At 69.7% G+C, this 25503-nt stretch carries 30 protein-coding genes; 15 read left to right on the top strand and 15 right to left on the bottom strand.

What is annotated here, in order from left to right; translation table 11 throughout:
* Positions 1-34 precede the first annotated feature (34 nt).
* On the top strand, positions 35-1045 hold the full coding sequence (locus ABOD76_RS18985; RefSeq protein WP_350243520.1) for a LacI family DNA-binding transcriptional regulator: 1011 nt from the start codon (positions 35-37) through the stop codon (positions 1043-1045).
* On the opposite strand, the gene ABOD76_RS18980 is transcribed toward ABOD76_RS18985, so the two are convergent.
* Entirely contained in the window at positions 1030-1839 is an 810-nt protein-coding gene (locus ABOD76_RS18980) for an NAD-dependent epimerase/dehydratase family protein (RefSeq protein WP_350243519.1), read from the bottom strand. The two genes, ABOD76_RS18985 and ABOD76_RS18980, sit on opposite strands and share 16 nt — an antisense overlap.
* Before the next feature lie 51 nt (positions 1840-1890).
* Between ABOD76_RS18980 and lysS the strand changes: the two genes are divergently transcribed.
* The 5 genes from lysS (at position 1891) to ABOD76_RS18955 (ending at position 8410) form a co-directional block, all read left to right on the top strand.
* Positions 1891-3441, top strand: a complete 1551-nt coding sequence (gene lysS / locus ABOD76_RS18975; RefSeq protein WP_350243518.1) for a lysine--tRNA ligase — start codon at positions 1891-1893, stop codon at positions 3439-3441.
* Between the two features lie 282 nt (positions 3442-3723).
* Positions 3724-5043, top strand: coding sequence for an ROK family transcriptional regulator (locus ABOD76_RS18970; RefSeq protein WP_350243517.1), 1320 nt, complete (start codon positions 3724-3726; stop codon positions 5041-5043).
* Complete coding sequence (locus tag ABOD76_RS18965; RefSeq protein WP_350243516.1) at positions 5040-6290, top strand: ABC transporter substrate-binding protein; 1251 nt, start codon at positions 5040-5042, stop codon at positions 6288-6290. The genes ABOD76_RS18970 and ABOD76_RS18965 overlap by 4 nt, the downstream gene beginning before the upstream one ends.
* Positions 6291-6443: 153 nt before the next feature.
* Positions 6444-7556, top strand: a complete 1113-nt coding sequence (locus ABOD76_RS18960) for a carbohydrate ABC transporter permease (protein WP_350243515.1) — start codon at positions 6444-6446, stop codon at positions 7554-7556.
* Entirely contained in the window at positions 7553-8410 is an 858-nt protein-coding gene (locus ABOD76_RS18955) for a carbohydrate ABC transporter permease (RefSeq protein WP_350243514.1), read from the top strand. The genes ABOD76_RS18960 and ABOD76_RS18955 overlap by 4 nt, the downstream gene beginning before the upstream one ends.
* A gap of 52 nt (positions 8411-8462) precedes the next feature.
* Here ABOD76_RS18955 and ABOD76_RS18950 read toward each other — a convergent pair whose 3' ends face one another.
* From ABOD76_RS18950 to proC, 8 genes are read right to left on the bottom strand one after another with little or no spacing between them, the layout of a single operon-like run.
* Positions 8463-9089 (bottom strand): SDR family NAD(P)-dependent oxidoreductase, encoded by a 627-nt coding sequence (locus tag ABOD76_RS18950; RefSeq protein ID WP_350243513.1) that lies wholly within the window; start codon positions 9087-9089, stop codon positions 8463-8465.
* Positions 9090-9139: 50 nt separating this feature from the next.
* Positions 9140-9733, bottom strand: a complete 594-nt coding sequence (aat, locus tag ABOD76_RS18945; protein ID WP_350245307.1) for a leucyl/phenylalanyl-tRNA--protein transferase — start codon at positions 9731-9733, stop codon at positions 9140-9142.
* A gap of 3 nt (positions 9734-9736) precedes the next feature.
* The gene (locus ABOD76_RS18940) at positions 9737-10168 is read right to left on the bottom strand and encodes a PaaI family thioesterase (protein WP_350243512.1); all 432 of its coding nucleotides are present in this window, start codon (positions 10166-10168) and stop codon (positions 9737-9739) included.
* 10 nt (positions 10169-10178) lie between these two features.
* Positions 10179-11309 (bottom strand): LysM peptidoglycan-binding domain-containing M23 family metallopeptidase, encoded by a 1131-nt coding sequence (locus ABOD76_RS18935; RefSeq protein ID WP_350243511.1) that lies wholly within the window; start codon positions 11307-11309, stop codon positions 10179-10181.
* A gap of 53 nt (positions 11310-11362) precedes the next feature.
* Positions 11363-11812 carry a D-aminoacyl-tRNA deacylase gene (gene dtd / locus ABOD76_RS18930; protein WP_350243510.1) on the bottom strand — a complete coding sequence of 150 codons (450 nt, stop codon included), beginning with the start codon at positions 11810-11812 and terminating at the stop codon, positions 11363-11365.
* Positions 11813-11814: 2 nt separating this feature from the next.
* Complete coding sequence (locus ABOD76_RS18925) at positions 11815-12075, bottom strand: DUF1844 domain-containing protein (RefSeq protein WP_350243509.1); 261 nt, start codon at positions 12073-12075, stop codon at positions 11815-11817.
* A 16-nt stretch (positions 12076-12091) separates the two neighbouring features.
* Complete coding sequence (locus ABOD76_RS18920; protein ID WP_350243508.1) at positions 12092-12637, bottom strand: hypothetical protein; 546 nt, start codon at positions 12635-12637, stop codon at positions 12092-12094.
* Complete coding sequence (gene proC, locus ABOD76_RS18915) at positions 12634-13428, bottom strand: pyrroline-5-carboxylate reductase (protein WP_350243507.1); 795 nt, start codon at positions 13426-13428, stop codon at positions 12634-12636. Before proC ends, ABOD76_RS18920 begins: the two co-directional genes overlap by 4 nt.
* Positions 13429-13528: 100 nt before the next feature.
* Here proC and ABOD76_RS18910 point away from each other — a divergent pair, with 100 nt between their 5' ends.
* The 5 genes from ABOD76_RS18910 to ABOD76_RS18890 are packed head-to-tail and all read left to right on the top strand — an operon-like array spanning position 13529 to position 16275.
* Positions 13529-13897, top strand: a complete 369-nt coding sequence (locus tag ABOD76_RS18910) for a hypothetical protein (protein WP_350243506.1) — start codon at positions 13529-13531, stop codon at positions 13895-13897.
* Between the two features lie 27 nt (positions 13898-13924).
* Positions 13925-14755 carry a 50S ribosomal protein L11 methyltransferase gene (locus ABOD76_RS18905; RefSeq protein ID WP_350243505.1) on the top strand — a complete coding sequence of 277 codons (831 nt, stop codon included), beginning with the start codon at positions 13925-13927 and terminating at the stop codon, positions 14753-14755.
* A 37-nt stretch (positions 14756-14792) separates the two neighbouring features.
* Positions 14793-15446 (top strand): 16S rRNA (uracil(1498)-N(3))-methyltransferase, encoded by a 654-nt coding sequence (locus ABOD76_RS18900; protein WP_350243504.1) that lies wholly within the window; start codon positions 14793-14795, stop codon positions 15444-15446.
* A 53-nt stretch (positions 15447-15499) separates the two neighbouring features.
* Positions 15500-15874 (top strand): hypothetical protein, encoded by a 375-nt coding sequence (locus ABOD76_RS18895; protein WP_350243503.1) that lies wholly within the window; start codon positions 15500-15502, stop codon positions 15872-15874.
* 41 nt (positions 15875-15915) lie between these two features.
* Entirely contained in the window at positions 15916-16275 is a 360-nt protein-coding gene (locus tag ABOD76_RS18890; protein ID WP_350243502.1) for an inorganic pyrophosphatase, read from the top strand.
* On the opposite strand, the gene ABOD76_RS18885 is transcribed toward ABOD76_RS18890, so the two are convergent.
* The gene (locus tag ABOD76_RS18885) at positions 16268-16798 is read right to left on the bottom strand and encodes a phosphoribosyltransferase family protein (protein WP_350243501.1); all 531 of its coding nucleotides are present in this window, start codon (positions 16796-16798) and stop codon (positions 16268-16270) included. The genes ABOD76_RS18890 and ABOD76_RS18885 overlap by 8 nt on opposite strands.
* A gap of 49 nt (positions 16799-16847) precedes the next feature.
* Between ABOD76_RS18885 and ABOD76_RS18880 the strand changes: the two genes are divergently transcribed.
* Entirely contained in the window at positions 16848-17099 is a 252-nt protein-coding gene (locus tag ABOD76_RS18880; protein WP_350243500.1) for a PqqD family protein, read from the top strand.
* Positions 17096-17932: a hypothetical protein gene (locus ABOD76_RS18875; protein ID WP_350243499.1), complete on the top strand. Its 837-nt coding sequence runs from the start codon at positions 17096-17098 to the stop codon at positions 17930-17932. The genes ABOD76_RS18880 and ABOD76_RS18875 overlap by 4 nt, the downstream gene beginning before the upstream one ends.
* On the opposite strand, the gene ABOD76_RS18870 is transcribed toward ABOD76_RS18875, so the two are convergent.
* Genes ABOD76_RS18870 through ablA form a run of 3 tightly spaced genes read right to left on the bottom strand, consistent with a single transcriptional unit; the run spans position 17929 to position 22134 of the window.
* Positions 17929-19245: a lasso peptide biosynthesis B2 protein gene (locus ABOD76_RS18870; RefSeq protein WP_350243498.1), complete on the bottom strand. Its 1317-nt coding sequence runs from the start codon at positions 19243-19245 to the stop codon at positions 17929-17931. The two genes, ABOD76_RS18875 and ABOD76_RS18870, sit on opposite strands and share 4 nt — an antisense overlap.
* A 60-nt stretch (positions 19246-19305) precedes the next feature.
* Positions 19306-20676, bottom strand: coding sequence for an acetyl ornithine aminotransferase family protein (locus ABOD76_RS18865; RefSeq protein WP_350243497.1), 1371 nt, complete (start codon positions 20674-20676; stop codon positions 19306-19308).
* A gap of 48 nt (positions 20677-20724) precedes the next feature.
* Positions 20725-22134 (bottom strand): lysine 2,3-aminomutase, encoded by a 1410-nt coding sequence (gene ablA / locus ABOD76_RS18860; protein ID WP_350243496.1) that lies wholly within the window; start codon positions 22132-22134, stop codon positions 20725-20727.
* 231 nt (positions 22135-22365) lie between these two features.
* On the opposite strand from ablA, the gene ABOD76_RS18855 reads away from it, so the two are divergent.
* A complete protein-coding gene (locus ABOD76_RS18855) occupies positions 22366-22833 on the top strand; it encodes an Lrp/AsnC family transcriptional regulator (RefSeq protein ID WP_350243495.1) in 468 nt (155 codons plus the stop codon).
* Between the two features lie 61 nt (positions 22834-22894).
* Here ABOD76_RS18855 and ABOD76_RS18850 read toward each other — a convergent pair whose 3' ends face one another.
* Positions 22895-24052: a DUF4142 domain-containing protein gene (locus ABOD76_RS18850; protein ID WP_350243494.1), complete on the bottom strand. Its 1158-nt coding sequence runs from the start codon at positions 24050-24052 to the stop codon at positions 22895-22897.
* Positions 24053-24326: 274 nt separating this feature from the next.
* Between ABOD76_RS18850 and ABOD76_RS18845 the strand changes: the two genes are divergently transcribed.
* Positions 24327-24752 carry a hypothetical protein gene (locus ABOD76_RS18845; protein ID WP_350243493.1) on the top strand — a complete coding sequence of 142 codons (426 nt, stop codon included), beginning with the start codon at positions 24327-24329 and terminating at the stop codon, positions 24750-24752.
* Between the two features lie 30 nt (positions 24753-24782).
* Here ABOD76_RS18845 and ABOD76_RS18840 read toward each other — a convergent pair whose 3' ends face one another.
* Positions 24783-25496: an SDR family oxidoreductase gene (locus ABOD76_RS18840; protein ID WP_350243492.1), complete on the bottom strand. Its 714-nt coding sequence runs from the start codon at positions 25494-25496 to the stop codon at positions 24783-24785.
* Positions 25497-25503 lie beyond the last annotated feature (7 nt).

Below are 25503 nucleotides of genomic sequence, written 5' to 3'. Positions count from 1 at the left end.
CGTCACCCTCAAAGATATCGCCCGTCAGCTGGGCGTGTCGCCCGCCACCGTCAGCAACGCCTACAACCGGCCGGATCAGCTGTCGGCGGAGCTGAGGGCGCGCATCCTGCACACCGCCCAGCAGCTCGGCTACAGCGGCCCGGACCCCCTGGCGAGCAACCTGCGGCGTGGCCGGGCCCGCGCGATGGGCGTGCTCTACGACGCCCCGCTCAGCTACGCCTTTGCCGATCCGGCGGCCTCGCTGTTTCTTGGCGGCGTGGCGGCGGCCCTGCAGCAGGAGGGGCTGAACCTGCTGCTGATTCCCGGCACCCGGGATGTGGCGCCCTCGGTGGCCAGCGCCAGCGTGGACGGCTTCATCGTCTACTGCGCCCAGGACGGCAGCGAGCTGCTGACCTCCGCGCTGGGCCGGGGGCTGCCGCTGGTGATGGTGGATCAGGCGCAGGTGCCGGGCATTGCGCACGTGGGCATTGACGACTACGGCGGCGCACATGCGGCGGCAGCCCACCTGCTGGAACTGGGTCACCGGTCCATCGGGGTGGTGTCGCTGGGCCTGAGTGAGCGTCCCCAGCAGGGCCCGGTGTCGCTGAAGCGCGAGCGCCAGGCCGGGTATTACACCACCCGCGAGCGTCTGCGGGGCTACCGCGATGCCCTGGGCCGCCGGCGAGCGCGACTCCACGTCTACGAGGCCCTACAGAACACGCCGGCCGAAGGCGAGGCGCAGGCCCGCGCCCTGCTCAGCGCCCACCCGGAGATCACGGCGCTGCTGTGCATGAGCGACGTGCTGGCGATGGGCGCGTGGCGCGCCGCCCAGCAGCTGGGGTACGCCGTGCCGCAGCGGCTCAGCCTGCTCGGCTACGACGACCTGCCGGTGGCCGCCACCCTGGGCCTGACCAGCGTGTACCAGCCGACCGAGGACAAGGGGCGGCTGGCCGGGGAGCTGCTGCTGGAACAGCTGGCCGGGGCCCCGGAGCGGCAGGTGCGCCTGCCGACCGAGCTGCGGGTGCGGGCCAGCACCGCCGCGCCGGAGGCTCAGTCCAGTGGGTAACGCGCCGGGTCGGCCAGGCCGGTGTAGTCGGGCGCCACGAACACTCCGCCCTGCCGCTGCTCAGTCAGGGCGGCCGGATCGCCGTGCACCTGTTCCAGTTCGGCGGCGTACTGCTCGGCGTTGTCCTGCGGCCGGTAGCCCAGCCGGTCCCAGCCCTCGTCGGTCATCCAGCGCCGGGAGTTGCCGCTGATGCCCGCCACCGTCAGGTAGCCCACCTCCGGCACCGTCGCGGCCAGCCGGAACAACTGCACCGCGTCCCTGGGGCTCAGCCAGGTGCTCAGCTGCCGGGCGTCCTTCGGCACCGGCTGGAACGAGCAGATGCGCACCGCCACGAACTCCAGGCCGTACCGCTCGAAGTACATCCGGCCCAGCGCCTCTCCGAAGACCTTGCTGACCCCGTAGTAGCTGTCCGGGCGCACCGGCACGTCCGGCCCGATCGGCTCGCCGCGCGGGTAGTACCCCACCGCGTGAATGCTGGACGCGAACACCACCCGGCGCACGCCCACCTGCCGCGCGGCCTCCAGCACATGAAAGGTGCCGTCCATGTTGACGGCCCGGATGGCCGGGTAGCTCGCCTCGTTGGGAATGCCGCCCAGATGAATCACCGCGTCGGCCCCCTGCACCGCGGCCAGCACCTCGTCCAGCCGGGTCAGGTCGGCCGGGCGCAGCGTCTCGCCCGGGCCGGCCGGGTCCATCTCACGCACATCGCTGAGCAGCAGTTCGGCCTGGCCACGCAGACCATCCCTGAGGGTGCGTCCGATCTCGCCTGCGGCCCCGGTGATCAGGAGATTCATGCGGCCCAGTGTAGCCGCTGCCTGACAGCGCCGCGCCGCTATACTCGCGCTATGTCTGATGATGCCCTGACCCCCGCCGTCTCGCCGGCCGCCGCGCCGGAGCGCGAGCTGCACGAGCAGACCATCGCGCGCCTGAACAACCAGGCGGCCCAGACCGAGGCGGGTTTCGCCCCGTTTCCCTACAACTACCCGGTGACGCACCGGGCCGCCGCTGTGCTGCAGGCGCACCCCGGCGGCGAACCGGAGCAGCGCTGGGACGAGCAGACCTACGCGCTGGCCGGCCGCATCATGCAGCTGCGCCACATGGGTGGGGCCGCCTTCGCCGACCTGCAGGACAGCAGCGGCACCGTGCAGCTGTATTTCGGCAAGAAGGTCACGGAGGCGTTCGCGGCCACCAAGAAGATTGACCTGGGTGACATCATCGGGGTGCGCGGCGTGCCCTTCACCACCCGCACCGGCCAGACCACCCTGGAGGTGCAGTCGTGGCAGCCGCTGGTCAAGAGCCTGCACCCGCTGCCCAGCAAGTTCCACGGCCTGCAGGACGAGGAGCTGCGCGCCCGCCGCCGCTACGTGGACCTGATGGTCAACCCCGAAAGCCGCGAGGTGTACCGCACCCGCTCGCGCATGCTGCGGTTCATCCGGCAGTTTCTGGACAGCCGCGACTTCATGGAGGTGGAGGGCCCCACCCTGCAGGTGGTGCCGGGCGGCACCGAGGCGCGGCCCTTCCGGACCCACCACAACGCCCTGGACCACGACTTCTCGCTGCGCATCAGCCTGGAGCTGTACCTCAAGCGGCTGCTGGTGGGCGGCTTTGAGCGCGTCTACGAGATCGGGCGCAACTACCGCAATGAGGGCATCGACCGCACCCACAACCCGGAATTCACCATGCTGGAGGCCTACTTCGCCTACGGTGACTACCAGGACATGATGCGGCTGGTCGAGACGCTGCTGCACGACCTGGTGGTGGAACTCAAGGGTGAGCCGCGCCTGACCTACCAGGGCCGCGAGCTGGACTTCTCGCTGCCGTTCAAGCGGCTGGACTTCGTGACCGCCCTGAAGGAGCAGGCGGGCCTGGATTTTGACCCGCTGGACCTGACCCGCCTGCGGCAGTGGAGCGACGAGCACCACCCGGAGCACCGCAAGACCCCGGACTACAAGCTGCTGGACAAGCTGGGCGGCGAGTACGTGGAGCCGCTGCTGCAGCAGCCGACCTTCCTGACCGACATGCCGCTGGCGATCAGCCCGCTGGTCAAGGTGCACCGTGAACGGGCCGGGCTGGCCGAACGCGCCGACCTGTATGTGGCCGGCGTGGAGCTGGCCCCGATCTACTCGGAGCTGAACGACGCCCTGGATCAGCGTGCCCGCTTCGAGGCGCAGAGCGCCCGCCGCGAGGCCGGCGACGACGAGGCGCACCAGCAGGACGAGGACTTCCTGCTGGCGCTGGAGTACGGCATGCCGCCCGCCGCCGGCATGGGCATGGGCATGGACCGGCTGGCCATGCTGCTCACCGACCGCGACAGCATCCGCGACGTGTTGTTGTTCCCCCTGCTGCGTCCAGAGGCGGGCCAGGAGCGCACGACCAGCGAAACCGACCTGTCCTGAGCACCGCGTCCACGTGGCCCCCGGAGCATCCGGGGGTCCTTCTTTTGACGGACTTGACTGGCCCCCCGACGACCCCCCCCGCTTCCCGGACGCGGTTGTGAAGTAGGGCATAGGGCGGCAGAAGGCCCTGGGACACACTGAAGACGCGCTGATGCCGCCTGACTGACGGTTCCGTCAGATTGATTTGTTCATTTGACAAACAAAAATTGTGACGCTACCTTAAGGCCACCACAAGCTTTTTCGGCTAAAAGTCTAATCTTCCCCTTCTCCCCTAGGAGCCCGATGAGGTACGACATCCTCGACATGGCTGCCGTTCGCGTGCAGCACAGCCTGGTGCTGCTCCGCCTGCTCTGGCGGGAAGACGCGCCGCGCATCGACCTGTCGCGTCAGGTCGGGCTGTCGAGGAGTGCCATCAGCAGCATTGTTCAGGAGCTGATGGAGGTCGGGCTGGTCAGCGAGGGCGAGCGCCGTGTCAGTGAACGGGTGGGGCGCCGCGCCACCATGCTGTCGCTGCACAGCCGGGCCGCCCACCTGCTGGCAGTGGACCTGGGCGCCAGCCACCTGAAGGTGGCCCTGCTGGACCTGCGCTGCACGGTGCTGGCTCAGCGCGAGTGCCCGCATGACGTGCGCCAGGGGCCGCAGGCTACTTACCCGCTGATCCGGCGGCTGGCCGAGGAGGTGCTGCAGGCCTCCGGCGTTCCGGAACAGGGCGTGGCAGCCCTGGGCGTGGGCGTGCCCGGCCCGGTGGACTTCCGCAGCGGTCAGGTAATTCGCCCGCCGAACATGCCCGGCTGGGACGGCGAGCACGTGGGCGCTGAGCTGGGCCGTCTGTTTGACTGTCCGGTGCTGGTGGACAACGACGCCAACCTGGGCGCCCTGGCCGAATGGAAATTCGGCGCGCACGCCGGCACGCCGGACCTGATCTACATCAAGGCGGCCACCGGCATCGGATCCGGCGTGCTGCTGGGCGGCCGGCTGCACCGGGGCGTCAGCGGCGGCGCCGGCGAGATCGGGCACATCAGCATCAATGAGCAGGGTCCGCTGGGTCGCAGCGGTAACCCCGGTTCGCTGGAGAGCTACGCGGCGGCCGGCGTGGTGCTGGCCAAGATGCGCAGCCGGGTCGGCAGCCATCCCGGGTCCTGCCTCACCGAAACCAGCGACATGGCCGACCTGACCCGGCTCAGCCGGCAGGACCCGCTGGCCCGGGAGCTGTGGGGCGAGGTGGGCCGCCACCTGGGCGTGGCCATCACCACCGGCCTGAACCTGTTCAATCCGTCGGTGGTCGTGATCGGCGGCCAGATGGCGGCGGCCGGTGAGCCGCTGATCACGGCGGTGCGCCAGGTGGTGCAGGAGCGCGCCATGCTGGTCAACCGCGACGCCGTGAAGATCACCCAGTCGAGCCTGGGGCCCAGCGTCGGCATCCTGGGCGCGGCCGTGATGGCGCTCGAAACGTTGCTGTCGCCGGATGGCCTGCCCCGGCTGCGCGAGGTGAGCCGGCGACAGCGCGCCGCCGGCTCGGGTTCGCGCGCGCCACCGGCGGCCCGGCCGCTGTCGACCATCCATTCCGCCCTCTCATCCCCCTTGTTGGAGGAACCCCTATGAAGGCACCCAAGCTCGTTACCCTGTCTGTTGCCGTGACCGCCGCTGCCCTGCTGGCCAGCGCCCAGGCCGCCGGCAAACTCGAAATCTTCAGCTGGTGGAGCGGCGACGAAGGCCCGGCCCTGGAAGCCCTGATCAAGCTGTACGGTCAGAAGTACCCGGGCGTGAACGTGGACAACGCGACCGTCACCGGTGGCGCCGGTACCAACGCCAAGGCCGTGCTCAAGACCCGCATGCTCGGTGGCGATCCGCCGGACAGCTTCCAGGCGCACGCCGGCCAGGAGCTCACCGGCACCTGGGTGGTGGCCGACCGCATGGAGGACCTGAGCAGCCTCTACAAGAGCGAAGGCTGGGCCAGCAAGTTCCCCAAGGCCGTGATTGACCTGATCACCTACAAGGGTGGCATCTACAGCGTGCCGGTCAACGTGCACCGCAGCAACGTGATGTGGTACGTCCCGGCCAACCTGAAGAAGTGGGGCGTCACCGCTCCCACCAACTGGACCCAGTTCCTGACCACCTGCCAGAAGCTCAAGGCCCAGGGCCTCGCCGCGCCGCTGGTGGTGGGCGAGAACTGGACCCAGCAGCACCTGTGGGAGTCGGTGGCGCTCGGCACCCTGGGCGCCCAGGGCTGGCGTGACCTGTGGGCCGGCAAGATCAAGTTCACCGACCCGCGCGCCGTGGCCGTGTGGACCATGTTCGGCAAGGTCATGGACTGCGCCAACAAGGACGCCAGCAGCCTCAGCTGGCAGCAGGCCACCGACCGCCTGCTGGCCGGTCAGGCCGCCTTCAACGTGATGGGTGACTGGGCCGCCGGCTACATGACCACCACCAAGAAGCTCAAGCCCGGCACCGGCTTTGCCTGGAGCGCCAGCCCCAGCACCAGCGGCAGCTTCATGATGCTGGCCGACAGCTTCGGGCTGCCCAAGGGCGCCAAGGACCGCGCCGAGGCGCTGAACTGGCTGAAGGTGCTCGGCTCCAAGGAAGGCCAGGACACCTTCAACCCGCTCAAGGGCAGCATCGCCGCCCGCACCGACAGTGACGTGAGCAAGTACAACGTCTACAGCCAGAGCGCGGCCAAGGACTGGCACAGCAAGCAGATCGTGGGCAGCATGTTCCACGGCGCGGTGGCCCCGGAGAGCTTCACCAGCAACTTCGGCACCATCGTGGATGCGTTCGTGAGCAGCCACGACGCCAAGGCGGCCGCCAACGCCGCGCAGCAGCTGGCCACCAAGGCTCGCATCGGCATGTAAGCCCGGGCCGGGGTGGCAAGTCACCCCGGCGTGGCCGCCGACGCGCGGCCGACAATCCAGAACGGGGAGTGGGCCGCGGTCTGCTCCCCCTTCCGGGTTCAGCACGAGGTGGCCGATGTACCCAACACCAGAAGTAATAATGGAGAGACGGCAATGAAAACTTCAGATCGCACCTGGTCTTTCGTGGTGCTGTTGCCGAGCGTCATCCTGCTGGCAATCTTTGTCTACGGCTTCATCATTCAGTCCGGCTGGTTCTCGCTGACCGACTGGGGTCAGGACCCGGTGCAGGCGCTCAGCGCCCACCCGGTGCTGCACTTCCAGGGGCTGGCCAACTACCGCGACCTGTTCACCGGCTTCCTGGACGCCCGTTTCCGTCAGGACCTGGTGAGCACCATCTTTTTCACGGTGTTCTTTATCGCCGGGTGCCTGATCCTGGGCCTGGGCATGGCGCTGCTGCTGGACCGCAACCCGCGCGGCGAGGCGGTCTGGCGCACCATTTTCCTGTTCCCGATGAGCCTGTCCTTTATCGTGACCGGCACCATCTGGCGCTGGATGCTGCAGCCGTCGGGCGGCCTGAATGTGCTGCCGCAGGCGGTGGGGCTGCCGAAGGGCAACTTCGAGTGGCTATCCAGTGGCGCGGCGGTGCTGAAGTTCGACTGGAACCGCCTGCCGCTGCTCACCGCCGCCCTGGTGGGCCTGATCATGGTGTACGTGGCGGTGCGCGCCCAGCGCGACGGTGCGCGCACCCGCACCCTGGTGGCCGGCATCTGCGCGGTGCTGCTGCTCGGCTGGGCGCTGCTGATCGGGCCGCGACTGAAGCTGCTGCCGGGCGTGGAGCTGCACGGTTTCAACCTGGCGCTGGTCGGCATCATTCTGGCGGCGGTGTGGCAGATGAGCGGCTACACCATGGCGCTGTATCTGGCGGGCCTGCGCGGCGTGCCGGATGAGCTGCGCGAGGCGGCCCGGGTGGACGGCGCGTCCGAGTGGGGCATGTACCGCAGCGTGATCTTCCCGCTGCTGACCCCCATCACCCTGTCGGCCACCATCATCCTGGGGCATATCAGCCTCAAGATCTTCGATCTGGTGTTTGCGATGGCCGGCCCCGACAATAGCGCCACCGACGTGCCGGCGCTGCTGATGTACGTGACCAGCTTCCGCGGCAACGAATTTGCCAAGGGCGCGGCCATCGGCATGGTGCTGCTGATTCTGGTGGCGGCCGTGATCATCCCGTACCTGGTCTCGCAGTTCCGGAGGGCCGAAGCATGACCGCCATTCCCACTCCCGTTACCCACACTGCCGCCCCCCGGCGCGGCCTGGGCCGCCCGCTGATGTACGTGGCGCTGGTGATCATCTCGCTGTTCTTCCTGATCCCGGTGTACCTGCTGATCGTCACGGCGCTCAAGACGCCGGACGCCATCGATCTGGCCACCACCTGGGCGCTGCCCGGCACCTGGAACTGGGCCAGCTTCTCCCAGGCCTGGGACAAGATCGGGCGCAACCTGGGCAACAGCCTGTTCCTGGCGGTGGTCGCCACCCTGCTGAGCGCCATGATCGGCAGTGTCAACGGCTACGCCCTGTCCAAGTGGAAGTTCCGGGGCGCCGATACGCTGTTCGCGCTGATGCTGTTCGGGATGTTCATTCCTTACCAGTCGGTGCTGATCCCGCTGTTCCAGTTCGTCAAGAGCATCGGGCTGTACGGCAGCATCTGGGCGCTGATCCTGGCGCACGTGGTGTACGGCATTCCTATCACCACCCTGATCTTCCGCAACTTCTACGCCGACGTGCCGGGCGCCCTCATCGAGGCGGCCACCATCGACGGCGCGGGCTTCTGGAGCATCTACGGCAAGGTGATCTTCCCGATCAGCATCCCCGGCTTCGTGGTGGTGATTATCTGGCAGTTCACACAGGTCTGGAACGAGTTCCTGTTCGCCGCCACCCTCACCAATACCAGCAGCCAGCCGGTCACCTACGCGCTGTCGCAGCTGGCGGGCGGTCAGGCGGTCAGCTGGAACCTCCCGATGGCCGGCGCCATCATGGCGGCCATTCCCACCCTGCTGGTCTACATCCTGCTGGGCCGCTACTTCGTGCGCGGCCTGCTGGCGGGCAGCGTCAAGGGCTGAACCAATAGGAGGCGCGGGCCAGACACCTTCCCGGTGTCTGGCCCGTCTTCTGTTACTCCACCCGCAGTTCCGGTCCGCCGCTGCCGCTGCGGTCCTGCAGGATCGCCTGCGCCACCTGTGTGGCCGCGATGGCGCCCCTGGGAGCGCGGCCCACCTGCTGCCACAGCGGCGTTTCCACCGCGGGCGGCAGCACCAGCGTCAGGGTGAGCTGCCGATGTTCCAGCCGGGTCACGCTCAGCAGGGTGGCCACCGCCGCCTTGCTGGCCGCGTACTGCCCGAAGCCGCGCGCCAGCACCAGCTCCGGCCGCGCCCCGATCACGTACACGCGCCCGCCTGGAGCCAGATGTGGCAGGCCGTACTTCAGCGTCCACAGCACCCCGAAGTAGTTGGCGTTCCAGATGCGCCGGGTGTGTTCAGCGCTGGTGCTGGCCAGCGGCTCGGGGTACGCGGCCCCCGCCGCGTACAGAATGGTGTCCAGCGGCAGCGTCAGGCCGGCGAACAGCTGGCGCACCTGACTCTCGTAGCCGAAGTCGGCGGTGAGGGGGGTGGCCTGCAGCGGCGCGGCCAGCTGGGTGACGCGCTCCTCGTCGCGGCCGCCCAGCCACAGCGCCTCCTGCGGCCAGCTGCGGGCCAGCGCCGAGCCGATGCCGCCGGTCGCTCCAAGAATCAGGGTTGCCATGCGGCCAGCAGACCACAGCCACAGCGCCAATTCCGTAGCAATGGCGCAGGTTACAGCTCGGTGTCCACCTGTAGCGCCGCTGTCAGCTGCTCCTGATAGGCCCGGGCGCTCACCTCGTAGGTACCGAAGCGGGCCAGATGCGGGTTCTGGATCTGGGCGTCCAGCAGCAGGTAGCCCTGCCCCCGCAGGTGCCGCGACAGCCCGATCAGGGCCGCGTTGCTGCCGTGCGTGAGGTGGTGAAACATGCTCTCGCCGATGAAGGCGCCGCCCAGGCTCAGGCCCAGCACCCCGCCCGCCAGCTCCCCGTCCTGCCAGCTCTCGAAGCTGTGGACCAGCCCGGTGCCGTGCAGGTGAAGGTACAGCTCGGCCAACTCGTCGCTGATCCAGGTTTCCTCACGGTTCCGGCAGCCGGCCAGCACCGCCTCGAACGCCACGTCCACGCTCAGCTGGAAACGTGGCAGCAAGCGCTCCAGCCGGCGCGGCACGTGCAGCCGTTCATCCAACGGCACCAGGGCGCGCCGCCGCACCGAGTACCACTGCAGGCCGTCGCCGTTGTCCATCAGGAAGGCGCCCTGGGCGTACTGCCGGGCCACCTCGCGGGTCAGCGGGTCCGGGTGCTGCAGAAAGTGCTGGGCGGCCGGCAGGGGTCAGCCGCCTCCGCCGCGTCCGTACAGCACCGCCTGGGTGCAGCGGAACAGGGCCATGCGCTTTCCAGCGTCGTTCCAGACCTCAGCGTCCCAGACCTGGGTGGTGCGCCCCAGATGCACCGGGCGCGCCTCGCAGCGGATGGTGCCGGACAGGGCGGTGCCCAGGAAGTTGCTCTTGAGTTCGATGGTGGTGAAGCCGGTGGCGCCTTTGGGCAGCAGCATCCGGCAGCCGTAGCCGCAGGCGGTGTCGGCCAGGGCCACCACGGTCGCGGCGTGCAGAAAGCCGTTGGGGGCCAGCAGGTCGGGGCGCAGCGGCAGCTCGGCGCGCACCACCTCGGGGCTCATCTCGGTGAACACGATGCCGATCAGTCCGGGCAGATGGCCCTCGCTGCGGGCATTCACGGTCTCCAGGGTTTCGGTGGACAGGGTCATGACGAGCAGCTTACGGCCACAGTTTGCCGAAGTACAGGGTGGGCCGGGTGCCCTCGCCGCGCACCCGCATCTCCAGATGCAGGTGCGGACCGTTGCTCAGGCCGGTGGTGCCCACCACCCCCACCACCTGCCCGCGCGTGACGTGCTGCCCCACCTTGACCATGATCTTGCTCTGGTGGAAGTACAGGCTGACCAGCCCGGCGCCGTGGTCGATGCCCACCAGCCACCCGCGCACCGGATACTTGCCGGCAATCACCACGGTGCCGTCGTTGACCGCGTGGACCGGGGTGCCGACCTTGCTGGGAAAGTCGATGCCGTAGTGGTACGCCACCGGCCCGCCCGCCATGTAGGTGCGCGGCTGCCCAAAGCTGCTGCTGATGGCGCTGCTGCTGAGTGGCGGGCTGAAGGGCCGGGACCACGCTTGGGGGGTACGCCGGGCGTAGGCCTTCTCGACCGCCGCCTCCTCGCTCTGGCGGTACGGGTCCTTGAGCTTGTCGGTGAGGCTCGCCGGCAAATTCAGGTGCTGAATCTTCTGGTCCAGGCCCGTGACGGGAATGCTTCCGCGCATCAGCTCCGAGCCGACCTGCACCTCGTACACCAGCGGCGTGGTCTTGCCCAGCACCACCCGTCCCAGCACCAGGTACTCGCCTGCCGCGCCAATGGGGGTGAGCGTCTCGGCCGGTTTATGGACATCCTCGCCCACCTCGCTGGGAAAGCGGACCCGCGCCTGCCCCGCCCGGTTGCCCGACAGCCGCACCACGAACGCGTCGCCCATCGAGAGGCGGGCCGGCACCCGGATGCTCACCCCGGCCAGCTGGGTGTCCGAGATGGCCGGGACGGTGCTGGGGGCTGGGGAGGGGCTGGACGGAGTGCGGGCCGGTGCCGGCGTGCTGGGCGTGGACGGGGTGGCGCTGCCGGAGGGCAGCCGCAGCGTCTGGCCCACGCTCAGCTCGTCGCTGCTCAGCTGGTTGACCCGGCGCAGTTCCTCGATGTCCAGGCCGCGCGTGGTGGCGATGTGATAGAGCGTGTCGCCCGGCTGCACCACATAGACCAGGGCGGCCTTCCCGGACCCGGACTGGGCCTGGACGGCAGGCGTGCCTAGCAGGGCGGCGATCAGGAGCAAACGTGAAACGTGCAGCATTGCATCAGCATAGGGGGAATGGGTGAGGACGCGCCCCCGCGGCCCCGAAGCGTTCACGTCGCCCCCTCGGTGTCCAGCAGCAGCGTGACCGGACCGTCGTTGGTCAGGCTGATCTGCATGTCGGCCCCGAAGACGCCCCGCTGCACGTCCAGCCCCAGCTGCTCCAGGGCAGCGTTGAACACGCCGTACAGCTCGCGGGCCAGCTCGGGCGCTCCGGCGCCGCTGAAGCCGGGCCGGTTGCCGCGCCGGGTGTCCGCGTACAGCGTGAACTGGCTGATGCTCAGCACGCTGCCGCCCACCTCCTGCACCGAGCGGTTCATGCGGCCGGCATCGTCGGAAAACAGCCGCAGCCGCACCATCCGGGCCGCCAGCTGCCGGGCCGTGTCGGCGGTGTCGTTCGGCCCCACGCCCAGCAGCACCACCAGGCCCCGTCCGATCTGGCCGGTCACCTGCCCGTCCACCTCACAGCGGCCCTGTGTGACGCGCTGAATGACTGCGCGCACCGCTAGTTGGCGAGCCGCTCGCGCAGCTGGGCGATGGCGCCGCCGAGCAGCTCGGCCTCGGTGAGGTCCAGGTTGCCGCGGGTCTTCTCGGCCAGCATGGTCAACAGGCGCAGGCTGCGCTCGGCGGTCTGCCGGGCGCGGTCCGGGGTCTGGTCCAGGCCGTCGCGGCGGGCCAGGGCAGACGAGGCGTTCAGGTCGCCCAGCGCAGCTTCGGCGGTCGCCTGGAGGGAGTTGATGAGCCCCACGAGATCCTGATTCGGCATGCCGGGAGTATAGGGCTCAGCGCAGCAGGTCCACGGTGCCGCCGTCACTGCCCTGGTAGCGCACCACGCCCAGCCCCGGCACGAAATAGCTGTACTGCACGTTGCCCGCACCGCTGCTGGTCCGCAGTTCGCTGCGGATCACCAGGGTGTTGTAGCTGCCCGCCTGGGTGCGGATCGCCTGGGTGCCCATCACCCGGCCGCTCAGCTGCAGCGCCGCTGTGCCGGAGGTCCAGGTCTGCCCGGGGCTGAGCGGCGCGGCCGGGTATACCTGCAGCGGCGGGCTGTACCAGCTCACTCTGGTCCCCACCTGCACGCCGTGCAGGTACACCCCGTCCGGGCGGTAGGCCATCAGGTCCTGCGAGACGGTCACGCCGCCCAGCACATGACTCAGCGGCGTGACCGTGACCCCGCGCACCACCCGCGCCGCTTCCAGCCGCTGCGTCTCGCCGTTGCTGTACCGCCAGCTGATCCCGGTCTGGGCCGGGTAGTAGCCGGGCGGAGGCGCCGCCAGCGTGGAAAACGGCAGTGCGGCCAGCGCCAGCAGGAACACCCGCCGCTTCACTCGGTCTGATCCTGCCCCAGCTCGTTGCCGCGCCGGGTGGCGGCCACCACCGCCTCGATCAGCCCGGCCCGCACGCCGGCATGTTCCAGCGCCTGCAGCCCGGCGATGGTGGTGCCGCCGGGGCTGGCCACCTCGTCCTTGAGCATGGCGGGGTGCGGCCGCTGCAGCAGCAGCTCACCGCTGGCCGACATCAGTCGGGCGGCCAGCTCCTGCGCCAGGGCGCGCGGCAGCCCCATCCGCACCGCGCCGTCGGCCAGGGCTTCCGCCACCACCGCCATGTAGGCCGGGCCGCTGGCGCTCATGCCGGTAAAGACATTGAACAGGTGCTCCTGCAGCTCGTACACCTGCCCCACCGAGCCGAACAGGCTGCGGGCAAAGTCCAGGTCGCCGGCATCCTGCGCCTCCCGGGGCGCGGTGATGGCCGTCTGGGCATGCCCGATGGTGGCGGCGAGGTTCGGCATCACCCGCACCACCCTCCGGGTGCCCAGCCGCCGGATCAGGGAGGTGGTGCTGACGCCCGCCATCGTGCTGATGTAGCCGGTGTTCGGCTGCGCCAGTCCCTCGCTGATCTCCGGGAAGATGCGCGGCTGCACGCTGATCAGCACCCGGCTGACCCGCGCCAGCTCGCCGGGCCGCAGGGTCCGCACCCCGAACTTCTCCGCCAGCTGCGCCACCCGCACCTCGTTGGCGTCCATCAGGCCGATGTCCTGGGCGCTCAGCACTCCACGTTTCAGGATGCCTTCCAGCAGCGACAGTCCCAGTTTGCCCACACCCACGATGGCCAGCTTCATGCGCGGCAGTCTAGCAAGCGGGCCGGGGATGCCGGGGGCCCCGGACTGCACAGGACGAATGCTCACAGGTGCCGCCGCCCGGCAGGGAGTACCGTGGAGCATGACCACTTACCGGGGCGAACTGGCCGATGGGGCCACCATCTACGTCGGAGAACATCAGGAGCAGACCAGCATCAACGTGCTGCGCGGCAGCGGGGAAAGCCACCAGGGCCAGATGAGCCGGGTCCAGAGCGGCGCCTGGACCCGGCCGCCCACCCTCTACGGCCAGCCGGACGGCGCGGTGCTGCAGCTGCATGGCAGTGGGGGAGAACAGCATTACCGGCTCACTTCGGGCGGGGTTCAGTCGCTCGGGGAGGCCCCCGACCTGGAGGGCGCCGCGCAGATCTCGCTGATGGAGGTGGATGAGGCCAGCGTGCCGCAGCTGAAGCCCATGACCCCGATGACGCCCATGCAGCCGCTGGACGACTGACCGCCCGCGCTGCACTACACTCGCTGCATGCTGGTCTACCGTCTGCAGGGAACACTCGACAACGAGGAGCTGGCCGCCCAGCTGTGGGAGGCCGGGGCCACCGGTCTGGAGGAGCGGGCCGGCCACGTGCGCGCCTATTTCGACGAACGCACCGAGCTGGACGCCGCGCTGGCGGGCGGCGAGTGGCTGGAGGAGGAGTCGCGCGACTGGCAGGCCGAGTGGAAGCGTGACCTGAAGCCGGTCACGGCCGGGCGCATCACGGTGGTGCCGTCGTGGCTGCTCTCGGTGGTGCCGCCGGGGCAGCTGCCGCTGATCATTGAGCCGGGCATGGCCTTCGGGACCGGGCATCACGCGACCACCCGGCTCGCCACCGAGGCGCTGGGCACGCTGCCGCTGGAGGGCCGGCGGGTGCTGGATGTGGGCACCGGCTCCGGCGTGCTGGCCATCGCCGCCAGCCTGCTGGGCGCCGCCGAAACGCTGGGGCTCGACATCGACCCGGTCACGATTCCGGTGGCGCGCGAGAACGCCGAGCTGAACGGGTTTGGAGACCGGGCAGGTGTGCAGCGCAATCCCCGGACCGGCGGCACCCTCACCTTTCAGGAGGGCACGCTGGACGGCGAGGAGGAGGCCGGGCGCTACGACGTGCTGGTGGCCAACCTGTACGCCGAACTCCACGACCTGCTGGCCGCCGATTACCGAGCGGTGCTGGCGCCGGGCGGCCCGCTGGTGCTGACCGGCATCCTGCTGGACAAGCTGCCGCTGGTGCGCGTCGCACTGGAGCGCGAGGGCTTTGTGGACGTGCAGGAGCAGCACGAGGGCGAGTGGGCGCTGGTGACGGCCCGCGCTCCGCAGGCCTGACGTGCACCGGGTGCGGGTGCCGAGGCTGGAAGGGCAGATGACGCTGCCGCCGGATGAGCTGCGCCACCTGCGGGTGCTGCGGCTGCGTCCCGGCGACCGACTGCGGGTGTTCGACGGGCGCGGGCAGGAGGCCGAGGCGGTGCTGGAGCGGCTGGATGAGGGCGGGGCGCTGCTGCGGCTGGGCGAGGCGGTGCAGGGGAACCGGGAGACGCCCCAGCCGGTCACGCTGGCGGTGGCCCTGCTGAAGGGCGACAAACTCAGCGACGTGGTGCGGGCGGCCACCGAGCTGGGCGTGGCCCGCGTGCAGCTGCTTCAGACGCGCTTCTCGGACGTGCCGGACATCGGAGAACAGAAGCTGATCCGCCTGCGCCGCATCGCCGCCGAGGCCAGCAAGCAGTCGCGCCGCGCCGTGGTGCCGGAGGTGCTGGCCCCGGTGCCGCTGCTGCAGCTGCCGCTGGGTGGCCAGCAGGCGTTCGTGGCGCATCCCGGCTCGGCGGAGCGGCTCAGCGAGCGGCTGGACTGGTCGCTGCCGGTGCTGCTCGTCAGTGGGCCGGAGGGCGGCTTCTCGGACGCGGAGGTGGCGGCCCTGACGGCAGGTGGCTGTGTGGGCGTCACGCTGGGGCCGCGCATCCTGCGCGCCGAGACAGCACCACTGGCGCTGCTGGGGGCCATCGCGGCCCTGGGCGTCTGAGGGGACCGGGCCACCGCGTGGCATCTCAGCGTCGGAGCGGGTAGGCTGCCTCCATGAAGGTCCGCGTGCTGCCGCTGCTGCTGCTCGTCCCCCTGCTGGGGGCCTGCCGCTACACGTTCATTCCGGTGATTCCGCCGAGGGTGCAGGTGGCGCTGCCGCCCCGCCTGACCCAGGCCACCCTGAAGCGGGCCGGCGACGAGCTGCAGCTGTCCGCCACGCTGACCGGCGAGGTGCAGCCCGGTTACCTGACGGTGGTGTGGATGGATCAGGACCGGGAAGTGGGCCGCGACAACGTGTACCTGGATGCCCAGCAGCGGCAGGCGGCCTTCCGGCTGAACGCGCCGCAGAAGGGCAGCTACCGGGCCATGCTGTTCTTCGGCGGTACGCTGCTGCGGCAGCTGGACCTGCGCGAGACGGGTGACCTCTGACAGGGCAGCCGCCGGACTATCCGGCCCGGCTGCTGGGCGTGGTGGAATGGCGGCTCGGCGAGCGTCAGCGCTTCATCTGGCGAGGCGGGCAGCTGGAACCCTACCGTGTGGAGGCGCAGCCCGCGCCGGTCAACTACGGCTGCCTGCCCGGCACACTCAACCCGGCCGATGACGCCGAGGTGGACGCGGTGTGGCTGGGTCCGGCCCGGCCGGTGGGCCAGCGGGTGATGGCGGTTCCCAGTGGCCTGCTGCATCTCGCGGACGGGGACCACAAGGTCATCTTCGGGGTGCTGGACGACGTGGCCCCGCTGCTCGCCTGGTTTCCGGCGGAGCGCGGGGCTGAAGTGCAGGGCGTGCAGGCCGCCCTGGCGTGGTTGCGTGGCCTGAAGCCGGTCAGCTGAACAGCGGGAGGTGGCCCAGCGCCGTCACTTCCGGGCGCTCCTGACCCTCGGTGAACACGGCCACCACCGCCGCCACCGTGCCGCCCACCTCCTCAATGATCTGGGTCAGGCTGGCCAGGGTGCCGCCGCTGCTCACCACGTCGTCCACGATGGCCACCTGATGGCCGCGCACCTTGTCCACGTCCAGGCCGTCCAGCACCAGCAGCTGCGGCTTGCCGGTGGTGATGCTGACCACCTGGCGCACCACCGGCTGCACCATGTACGGCTTCTGGGTCTTGCGGATCACGATGTAGGGCTTGCCGCTCTCCCGGCTGATCACGTGCGCCAGCGACACGGCTTTAACTTCTGGCGTCACCAGCACGTCGATGTTCTCGGGTAGCAACGCCGCCAGGGCGCGGCCCGCCGCTTCGGTCACCTGGGTGTCGCCCAGCATGTTGAACAGCGCCACGGAAACGCCGGGGGCCACCTCCACCACCGGCAGTTCCCGCGTCACATCACCCACCTGCACCGTATAGGTTTTCACGGCTGTCCAGTATAGGTCAGGGGGCCGCTGTCGCCGCTATGCTGACGGCATGTGGACCGCCGACCCCGACGTGCTGATCACCGACCTGCAGGACGAACTGGTGCTGATGCACGCCCGCAGCGCCCAGATGTACCGGCTCAACGACGTGGCGCGCACCATCTGGCAGCACCTCCCGGCCTCTCAGGAGACGCTGCTGCAGGCGCTACTCACACAGTACGAGGTCTCGCCCGAGCAGGCTGGCGCGGACCTGGACCGGCTGCTGAACGAGCTGAGCCGGCTGGAGATGGTGCGGCGCACGTGAACTTCGCCAGCCTGGCAGTGCAGGTCCGGCTGGAGGGAGCGGCGGAGGGCCGGGCCAGCGCCCTCCAGACCGAGTGGCAGCGGCAGCCGGTGGCGTGGCCCACCGCGCTCACGCTGACCGTGATGCCGGGGCCGGTGGAGCCGGGCGACACTGGCGCCATTCAGCTGGCCCGCACCCTGCACGGCGATCTCCCGTTTGTGGTGTCGGGCGAGACGTACCGGCTGCAGGACGGCTCCCTGGAGCTTCAACTGAATGGACAACAGGGGCAGCTCGCCTTCACCCCTCAGGTGCCGCCGGCCGCGCTGCAGCTGGCGCACAGCGAGGCGCAACGGGCGGCGGGTCTGCTGCCACTGCACGCGGCGGTGCTCACCCGGGACGGACGGACCCTGGCCATCACCGGACCGAGCGGGGCCGGCAAGAGCACGGCGGCCCTGCGGCTGCTGGGCCGGGGCTGGGCGCTGGTGGCCGAGGACCACGCGTGGTACCACCCGGAGCGCGGGGAGGTGGTGGGCTGGGACCGGGGCCTCCGGCTGCGGCGCGAGAGCCTGGAACGGTTCGCTCCGGAGCCGCTGGCGGCCGGCCTGCCGCTGGACCCGATGGGCAAGTACGTGCTGGACCCGCCGCGCCACACCGGGGCGGTGCCGCTGACCCGGCTGATCGTGCTGGGCAGGCCACTGGACCGGCTGGGAGCGGTGGCGGCGGTGTGGGGCATGGTGGGCGCGCCGTTGACCCGGGCCGCCAGAGCCGCCAGCCAGCGCGGCGTGGAGCGGCTGCTGGCCCAGGTCCCGGTGGAGGGTGTGGACCGGGACCTGCTGGTGGAACGCTCGACCTAGGGCGCGGCCTCACCCGCCCGGTGCTCGAACAGGACGGTGTAGTGCTCGCGGTTGTGCGGCTCCAGATAGGCCCACAGCGGCCCGTCGGGGCCTTCCACCCAGGCATGGCCCTCGATGCGGCCGTCCGGATGGCGGCGGACTCCGCTGACGTATACGGCCGGGTAGCCGCGCCGCACCAGCGCCCGGTAGGTGGCCAGCGAACGCGGCACACAGCTGCCCGGCGAGCGGGGATACCACAGCCGCGTGACGCGCCGGATGCCCAGCACCAGCTCGTCGCGCAGGTGGTCGCTGAGGGGCGCGGCGCGGTTCAGCCGCCAGCGGGCCGGAAGGGTACGCGGATCGGCCGCGCGGCGCAGTTGTCGCTGGATCGCCAGGACGTCCGGCAGGCTGCGCAGCAGCCGCCACAGCAACCCCGGCGCACGGCGCACGCGGCTTTCCAGGGTGGGCAGCCACAGCAGCCGGCCGTCCAGCGTGGCGGCCACCTGCAGGCGGAGGGCGGCCCGGTTGTCTGCCAGCCGGAAGGTGCGGCGCCATGGGTTGCAGACCGTCAGGAAGGCTGCCCAGGTGTGGGCCGCGCCGCGCCGCTGGGCATGAGCACGCAGCTGGGCAGGGGTCAGCTGTGCCCGCTCCATCAGCGTCTGCAGGTCCGGATAGTCGGCCGGCTTGAGCTGGCCCGCGTCGTCGCCCCAGGCGCGGGCCAGCGCCAGATGCAGCGCCAGGTCCGGGATGGCCGGCATGCGCACCGGTACCCCGTCCAGCAGGACCTCCTGGCTGTCCGCCCACACTGCCTCGGTCAGCTGCTGCACCTTGCGGGCGCGGCCACCGTGCCAGTGCGTCAGGTAACGGTGCAGGTCCAGGCGCACCTGACCGTCCGGGCTGAGCGCGTGCGCCAGCTCGTGGGTCCACGCCTGCGGGGTGTGTTCCAGGCCGTCGGTGTGCCAGCCGAGCTGCCGGGCGGCGTGCAGCGCGGCGGGCAGGTCCGCCTTGCGGATCAGCACGTCCACGTCGCCATAGGGGCGCACCCCCGGCACCCGGTACACCCATTCCGACAGGGCGAAGCCCTTGAGCAGCACCGCCTGAATCCCCGCCTCATGCCAGGCCTGAAGGAGCGCCCGCATGGTCCGCCGCGTCATCATCTGGCGGCCCAGCAGGCTCAGCCGGGCCGGTTGCAGCAGGGGCTGGTCCGGATAGTCGGCGGGCAGCCGGGACGCCAGCAGGGCCGCCAGCCCGGCATGTTCCAGCAGCGCCAGGTCGCCCGGGCGCAGCCGGGCAGGGGGAGCGGTGACCAGTTCGGCAAGGCGGCGGGCCGACATGGCGACAGTCTAACGGCCCGCTCCCATAAGGAAACGGGCCGCTGGAACCACGAGCAGCGCTTACAGACTCGCCAGCGCCTCGCGCATGATCTGCAGGCCGACTTCGGCCTCCTCGCGGGTCAGGATCAGCGGCGGGCTGACCCGGATGACACTCTCGCCACAGTCCAGATTCAGCAGGCCCCGCTCGAACATCGCCTGCGAAGCGCGGTCGCGCAGCTTGCCGTCCGGCTGACCATCGGGCGTCACGAACTCCAGGCCGATGAACAGCCCCTCGCCGCGCACGTCGCCCAGGAAGGGGAAGTGCTGCTGCATGACCCGCAGCTCAGCCAGGATGTACCGGCCGACCTCGGCCGCGTTGTGCATCAGGCTCTCGCCGCAGCCGGGGTGGCGCACGGTGCCGTCCAGCAGGTCCAGGGTGGCGTGGGCGGCCGCGGCCGCCACCGGATTGCCGCCGAAGGTGCTGCCGTGGGAGCCGGGCGCCCAGGTCATCACGGACTCCTTCGCCAGCATCGCGCTGAGCGGCAGGCCCGAGGCGATGCCCTTGGCCATGGTGATGATGTCCGGCTGCACGTTGCCGTACTGCTCGAACTGCTGGAAGCTGAACATCCTGCCGGTGCGGCCCATGCCCGCCTGCACCTCGTCGAAGATCAGCAGGATGCCGTGCTGGTCGCACAGCGCGCGCAGCTTCGGCAGGAAGCTGGCCGGCGGCACGATGTACCCGCCCTCGCCCTGCATCGGCTCGATGATGAAGGCGGCCACTTCGTCCGGCGGCAGCACCGTCTTGAACAGCATCTCTACGTGCGCCAGCACCGCGTCGCCGCAGGTCTCCGGGGTGCTGCCCAGCGGCGGACGGAACGGGTTGGGGTACGGCACGTGCGACACGTTCGGCAGCAGCGGCCCGAAGCCGCGCTTGTACTTGGTCTTGCTGCCGGTCAGGGTGATGGCCCCGTAAGTGCGGCCGTGGAAGCTGCCGATGGTGCTGATGATGTGGGTGCGCCCGGTGTGGTTGCGGGCCAGCTTGACGGCCGCCTCCACCGCCTCCGCGCCGCTGTTCCCGAAGAACACGCGCCACTTCTCGCCGGGCTGCTCCACATACTTCACGAGCCGCTCGGCCAGCGAGGTGGTCACCTCCTGCGGGTAGTCGGTCAGGCAGACGTGCATGAACTTGGCGGCCTGCTCCTGAATGGCCTTCACCACGTGCGGGTGGTTGTAGCCGGTGGTGCTGACGGCGATGCCGGCAAAGAAGTCCAGCATGGTGTTGCCGTCCGGGTCGGTGAGCCACACACCCTCGCCGTGGTCCGGCACGAAGGGGTAGGGGCGCATGTAGCTGGTGCTCAACTGCTGGCCGTCGCGGGCCATGATGGCGGCACTCTTGGGGCCGGGAAGCGCAGTGTTCAGGACAGGACGGCGGGTGTCGGGGAGGGTGGTCATGGGTGCTCCTTCGGCGTGGTCTGTGATGTGCTGGGGTGCTGCGGGCGCTCAGTCGCCGCTGATCGGCTGGGGGGTCTGGTCCATGCCGTCAGGTGCGGTATCGGTGACTGCGCCGACTCCGTAGGCTGCCCACTTGTCCTCGCGGCTGTTCAGGCGGTGCTGCACGGCGCCGGGGCGAACCCGGCTCTCGGAGAAGCCGGCCGGCTCGATGCTGATGCGCTCGCCCTGCATCAGGCCGTAGATCCCGGTCTGGCCCGGCTCCTTGCGCTGCCAGTCGTCCGGCACGGCCATGTCGGGGCCGGTGTAGTCGGTCGGCTCGCTGTAGGCCGCGATGTAGCCCTCGAAGTTGCGCAGGATCAGCTTGTCAGCGCCCTGAGAGAGCACATAATTGGGAGCCACCGGAATCTTCCCGCCGCCGCCCGGCGCGTCCACCACGTAGGTGGGCACGCTGTAGCCGCTGGTGTGGCCGCGCAGGCTCTCCATGATCTCCAGCCCCTTGGCCACGGTGGTGCGCAGGTGGCCCGCGCCGTGCACCAGATCGCACTGGTAGATGTAGTAGGGCCGCACCCGGATCTTGACCAGCTCGCGCAGCAGCTTCTGCATGATGACCGCGTGGTCGTTGACGCCGCGCAGCAGCACGCTCTGGTTGCCCAGCGGCACGCCGGCCCGCGTGAGGCGGTCGCAGGCGTCGGCCACCTCCGGGGTGATCTCCTTGGGGTGGTTGACGTGGATGTTCATCCACAGCGGGTGGTGCGCCGCGAGCACTTCGCACAGCTCCTCGGTGACGCGCATCGGCATGAACACCGGCACCCGCGTGCCGATCCGGATGATCTCGATGTGCTCAATGGCGCGCAGCTCGCTGAGCAGGCGGCCCAGCACCTTGGGGGCCAGCGTCAGCGGGTCGCCGCCGGACAGCAGCACGTCGCGCACCTGGGGGTTCTTGCGCAGGTAGTTCAGCTGCGCCTCGTACTCGGCCGGGTTGAAGGTCTCGCTCGGGTCGCCCACGATGCGGCTTCTCGTGCAGTAGCGGCAGTAGCTGGCGCACTGGGTGGTGACCAGCATCAGCACCCGGTCCGGGTACCGGTGCACCAGGCCCGGCACCGGGCTGTGGCGGTCCTCGGCCAGCGAGTCCTCCATCATGCTGGTGAACGGCTCCAGCTCGTGGTGGGTAGGAATGACCTGCCGGCGCACCGGGCAGGTGGGGTCTTCCGGGTCCATCAGGGACGCGAAGTAGGGGGTGATGTCCAGCCGGAAGATGCCTTCGGCGCTGGCCCCGGCCCGCTCGCTGTCGGTGAGCCGGATGACCTCTTCAAGTTCCTGCACCGTGTTGATGCGGTTCTTGAGCTGCCACTTCCAGTCGTACCACTGGGCGTCCGGCACGTCCTGCCATTTGGGGGCGCGGTGGTTGCGCGGGAGCATCTGCTGGGCGCGGACGGTGGCTTGCGGATGAATGGTCATGTCAGGTCCCTTTCTGGCAATGGCCGCATCAACGCCCCCAGACCAGACCGGGGGCGTGTCAGACACCGCGACGCGGGTGCGGACAAACGCTGTTCTTCATCCAGCTTAATGCGAGCTGCCGCCCTTTTGAATGGCCGGGCTGGTGGCGGATGGTCGCCAAATGCCTGAAAATTCCTGCCAAATGCGCTGCTGAGGTTTACATATGAAAGGTAGGGCTGCTAGACTTTCCACATGAAGATGCATGGCGGTCCCCTGGACATGCTGGACCACCGGATTCTGCGGGAGCTGCAGCAGGACGCCCGGCTGAGCATGCGTGAGCTGGGCCGGCGGGTGGACCTCTCGGCGCCGGCCGTGACCGAACGGGTGCGCCGCCTGGAAGAGACCGGGGTCATTCAGGGCTACGGAGCGCGGGTGGCCAGCGGCCCGCTGGGGCGCAGCATCACCGCCTTCGTGGGCGTGCAGGACAGTGGCAAGCGCGACCCGGAACTGGTGCGCTGGGCGCAGCACCATGACGGGGTGCTGGAATGTCACAGCGTCACCGGCGACAACAGCTGCATTCTGAAGGTGGCGGTGGCCGACGTGCGGGCGCTGGAGGGCCTGCTGGGCGAACTGATCCAGATGGGCTTCACCTGCGACACCAGCATCGTGCTCAGCACGCCGCTGGAGGGCAAGCTGATGCTGCCGCCCGGCCGGGTTTAGGCACACAGCAGCGGGGCCGCCTGAGGGCGGCCCCGCTGCTGTGCTGATGTTGATTCAGGTGTTACTTGGAGGTGGAGGTCGTGCCGACCATCTCCTGCGCCATCTTCCAATGCTCCACCAGAATGGGCAGCGTCTTCTTCGCAAACTGCTTCAGCTGGGGGTTGGTGCCCTGGTCGGCATAGTTGCTGAAGAGGTTGACCGTCTGTTCGTGGCCGGTCAGCTGCGCGGTCATGTAGGCGCTGTCGAAGTTCTTGCCCTGCTGCGCCTTCATGTTGGCCACCTGCTGCGCCTTGGCGGGGTCCAGGCTGGTGGGTGGTTTGTGGCCCAGGCTGGTGGCGAGCGTCTTGAGCTCGGTGTTGGCCTTGGTGTGGTCCGCAACCATCCGGCGAGCAAAGGCCTTGACCTGCGCGTCACTGGCCTGATTCAGCGCGACGCTCGACGACTGCACCTCAAAGAGCCCGCTGAGGCCCGCCTGATCAATGAAGCAGCGGTCGGTCTCGTTCAGGGCCGACTTGCTGCCGGACGCGGCGTTGCCCGACCCGGCAGCGGTGCTGGGCGTGGAGGCCGTCGTGCTCGGCGTGGAGGTCGTGGTGCTGCCCGGGGTGCTGGTGGTGCCGGCGGCGGTGCTGCCGGATGATGCAGTACCGGTCGTGCTGCCCGACCCGGACCCTGCAGTGCCTGCGCTCCCGCCCGCCGAACCGGCGCTGCCGGCACCGGTGGAGCCGCTGTTCGACCCACTGCCAGCGCTGCCCGCCGCACTGTTACCAGTGGTCGTCCCGGTGCTGCCCGATCCAGAAGTAGATCCGCCAGTCGACCCTGCAGCCGAGCCGCTGTTCCCGGACCCGGCCGTGTTGCCCGCCGAGCCTGCAGCGCTGTTGCCCGCGCCCATCGTGCCCGAGTTCATGCTGGAGTTGCTCCCCGGCACGGTGCCGGTGGTGGGGTTGCCGGCCAGATTACACAGGACGGTGGGCGAATTGACCGGGGCACCCTTCGGCGTGGAGGGCGTGGACGACTGACCGACGCCGCCCTGGTTCACCTGATTGCCGGGGGTACTGGGGCTGCCAGCACCGTTCTGAGAGCCATTCTGGTTGGAGTTGCCGCCGGAATTTCCGGAGGGCGGCGGGGTCTGGTTCTGAGGGTTCTGCTGCGCCACGGCGGCGCTCAGCAGCAGGGCGCTGACGGTCAGGGTGATCAGGGCGGGACGGTTGGACTGCTTCATGGGTTCTCCTCGTCTGGGTCAAGCGACAGGTAAGACAGGCGGCAGGCAGATGAACGCACACCCAGCAGCACTGGGCGCGATTCGAACGGACTGTCGTCATGGTGGCCCAAACGCCCACCGTTCTGTTGGCAATGGGGCCAAGGCCGCTTTGCCTGTTTCTCCTGCCAGCAACGGGTTCAATGAACGCCCGTTTTTTGCGCCGCTCACCGGCTCCGCGAGCTGTAGGCCGCACTACAACTGGTCACATGGTGCTCACGGTACCGTGGGTTCCCCGATGCCTCCTCTGGGCAGTCCTCCCAACTACAGCACCCGCCGGACGCTGGGCTTTGCGCTGCTCAGCATGCTCGCCGGGGTGGTGCACGGCAGTCTGGGCGCGGCCGATTATCCGGCCGCGCGGTACCTGGGGCTGGCGTACATGCTGCTCGCGGGCCTGCTGCTGGTGTACGGCATCATCCTGTTGATCCGCTATCTGGAGGCCCTGGACGCCATGACCGATCCGGTGCCGCGCGCGCCAATGTACCGTACTCCGCACGAACGCAGCGGCCATGTGGTTGGGCTGGGCCTGCATGTGGTCGCGGTCGCGGTCGCGCTGGCCTGGGCCGTTGACCGGCAGGTGCCGCTGTGGCATCTGGTTGGCGTGGCGATCAGTCTGTATGCCATCCGGCTGGCCCTCCAGAGCCGGCCGGCCCCGGACGAGTAGCACGCCGGAAGCCGGCTCAGGGCTGCACGGTCACCAGTCCATCAGCTGCCCGGTGTAATCCATGAAAATCGGTCCGTCCAGCAGGTGCTCGCGGAACGTCTGCTGCAGCAGGCCGTCGGCGGCCACCTCCGGTTCAATGTGCGCCTCGGTGTTGAGGTGACCCAGCATGTAGGTTTTCATGTAGCCGGGGTGGAAGGCCAGCACCTTGACGCCTTCCGGGCGCAGCCGGTTCTGCAGCAGCACGGCCAGCATGTTCAGGGCCGCCTTGGACATGGCGTATCCGTACTCGCGGGTGCGTTGCTGCCCGTGTAGCTGCCCAGCCTCCGAGGAGATGAAGACGAGCCGACGGTCCGTGCCTCTGGTCAGCAGGTCCACCACCGACTCGGTCACGAACAGCGGCCCCAGCGTGTTGGTGCGGTGCAGCCGCAGCAGATCGTCCTCCACCTGCTCCTGGAAGATGTCGCCGGAACGGTCGGTGAGGATGGCGGCGTTGTTGATCAGCAGATCCAGGTGGCCGTGCTGCTCCCGGATGCGGGCCGCAGCCTCCTGGACAGAGGCCCGGTTGCTCACGTCCAGCGGCAGGATGGTGAGGTGCTGCGGATGCTGAGCGGCCAGGGCCGGCAGCTCCGGCCACCCCGGACGGTGGCTCCCGGCGTACACGTGATACCCCCGGTCCAGCAGCGCCTGGGTCAGTGCCCGGCCCAGTCCCCGGTCGGCTCCGGTGACGTATGCGACTCGTTCCATGCGCCTC

The organism is Deinococcus sonorensis KR-87, from assembly GCF_040256395.1.
In the GTDB taxonomy this organism is placed as follows: domain Bacteria; phylum Deinococcota; class Deinococci; order Deinococcales; family Deinococcaceae; genus Deinococcus; species Deinococcus sonorensis.
This window is presented reverse-complemented; position numbering and strand designations above follow the sequence as displayed.

Bases quoted from the DNA above. Each gene is read 5' to 3' on its own strand.
- ABOD76_RS18935 (WP_350243511.1), bottom strand. From the start codon at position 11,309: ATGCTGCACGTTTCACGTTTGCTCCTGATCGCCGCCCTGCTAGGCACG.
- proC (WP_350243507.1), bottom strand. From the start codon at position 13,428: ATGAAGCTGGCCATCGTGGGTGTGGGCAAACTGGGACTGTCGCTGCTG.
- ABOD76_RS18855 (WP_350243495.1), top strand. From the start codon at position 22,366: ATGAAGATGCATGGCGGTCCCCTGGACATGCTGGACCACCGGATTCTG.
- ABOD76_RS18865 (WP_350243497.1), bottom strand. From the start codon at position 20,676: ATGACCACCCTCCCCGACACCCGCCGTCCTGTCCTGAACACTGCGCTT.
- ABOD76_RS18900 (WP_350243504.1), top strand. From the start codon at position 14,793: ATGACGCTGCCGCCGGATGAGCTGCGCCACCTGCGGGTGCTGCGGCTG.
- ABOD76_RS18970 (WP_350243517.1), top strand. From the start codon at position 3,724: ATGAGGTACGACATCCTCGACATGGCTGCCGTTCGCGTGCAGCACAGC.
- ABOD76_RS18940 (WP_350243512.1), bottom strand. From the start codon at position 10,168: ATGACCCTGTCCACCGAAACCCTGGAGACCGTGAATGCCCGCAGCGAG.
- ABOD76_RS18925 (WP_350243509.1), bottom strand. From the start codon at position 12,075: ATGCCGAATCAGGATCTCGTGGGGCTCATCAACTCCCTCCAGGCGACC.
- ABOD76_RS18895 (WP_350243503.1), top strand. From the start codon at position 15,500: ATGAAGGTCCGCGTGCTGCCGCTGCTGCTGCTCGTCCCCCTGCTGGGG.
- ABOD76_RS18910 (WP_350243506.1), top strand. From the start codon at position 13,529: ATGACCACTTACCGGGGCGAACTGGCCGATGGGGCCACCATCTACGTC.
- ABOD76_RS18905 (WP_350243505.1), top strand. From the start codon at position 13,925: ATGCTGGTCTACCGTCTGCAGGGAACACTCGACAACGAGGAGCTGGCC.
- lysS (WP_350243518.1), top strand. From the start codon at position 1,891: ATGTCTGATGATGCCCTGACCCCCGCCGTCTCGCCGGCCGCCGCGCCG.
- ABOD76_RS18965 (WP_350243516.1), top strand. From the start codon at position 5,040: ATGAAGGCACCCAAGCTCGTTACCCTGTCTGTTGCCGTGACCGCCGCT.
- ABOD76_RS18880 (WP_350243500.1), top strand. From the start codon at position 16,848: ATGTGGACCGCCGACCCCGACGTGCTGATCACCGACCTGCAGGACGAA.
- ABOD76_RS18960 (WP_350243515.1), top strand. From the start codon at position 6,444: ATGAAAACTTCAGATCGCACCTGGTCTTTCGTGGTGCTGTTGCCGAGC.
- ABOD76_RS18845 (WP_350243493.1), top strand. From the start codon at position 24,327: ATGCCTCCTCTGGGCAGTCCTCCCAACTACAGCACCCGCCGGACGCTG.
- ABOD76_RS18950 (WP_350243513.1), bottom strand. From the start codon at position 9,089: ATGGCAACCCTGATTCTTGGAGCGACCGGCGGCATCGGCTCGGCGCTG.
- ABOD76_RS18850 (WP_350243494.1), bottom strand. From the start codon at position 24,052: ATGAAGCAGTCCAACCGTCCCGCCCTGATCACCCTGACCGTCAGCGCC.
- ABOD76_RS18980 (WP_350243519.1), bottom strand. From the start codon at position 1,839: ATGAATCTCCTGATCACCGGGGCCGCAGGCGAGATCGGACGCACCCTC.
- ABOD76_RS18870 (WP_350243498.1), bottom strand. From the start codon at position 19,245: ATGTCGGCCCGCCGCCTTGCCGAACTGGTCACCGCTCCCCCTGCCCGG.
- ABOD76_RS18955 (WP_350243514.1), top strand. From the start codon at position 7,553: ATGACCGCCATTCCCACTCCCGTTACCCACACTGCCGCCCCCCGGCGC.
- ablA (WP_350243496.1), bottom strand. From the start codon at position 22,134: ATGACCATTCATCCGCAAGCCACCGTCCGCGCCCAGCAGATGCTCCCG.
- ABOD76_RS18840 (WP_350243492.1), bottom strand. From the start codon at position 25,496: ATGGAACGAGTCGCATACGTCACCGGAGCCGACCGGGGACTGGGCCGG.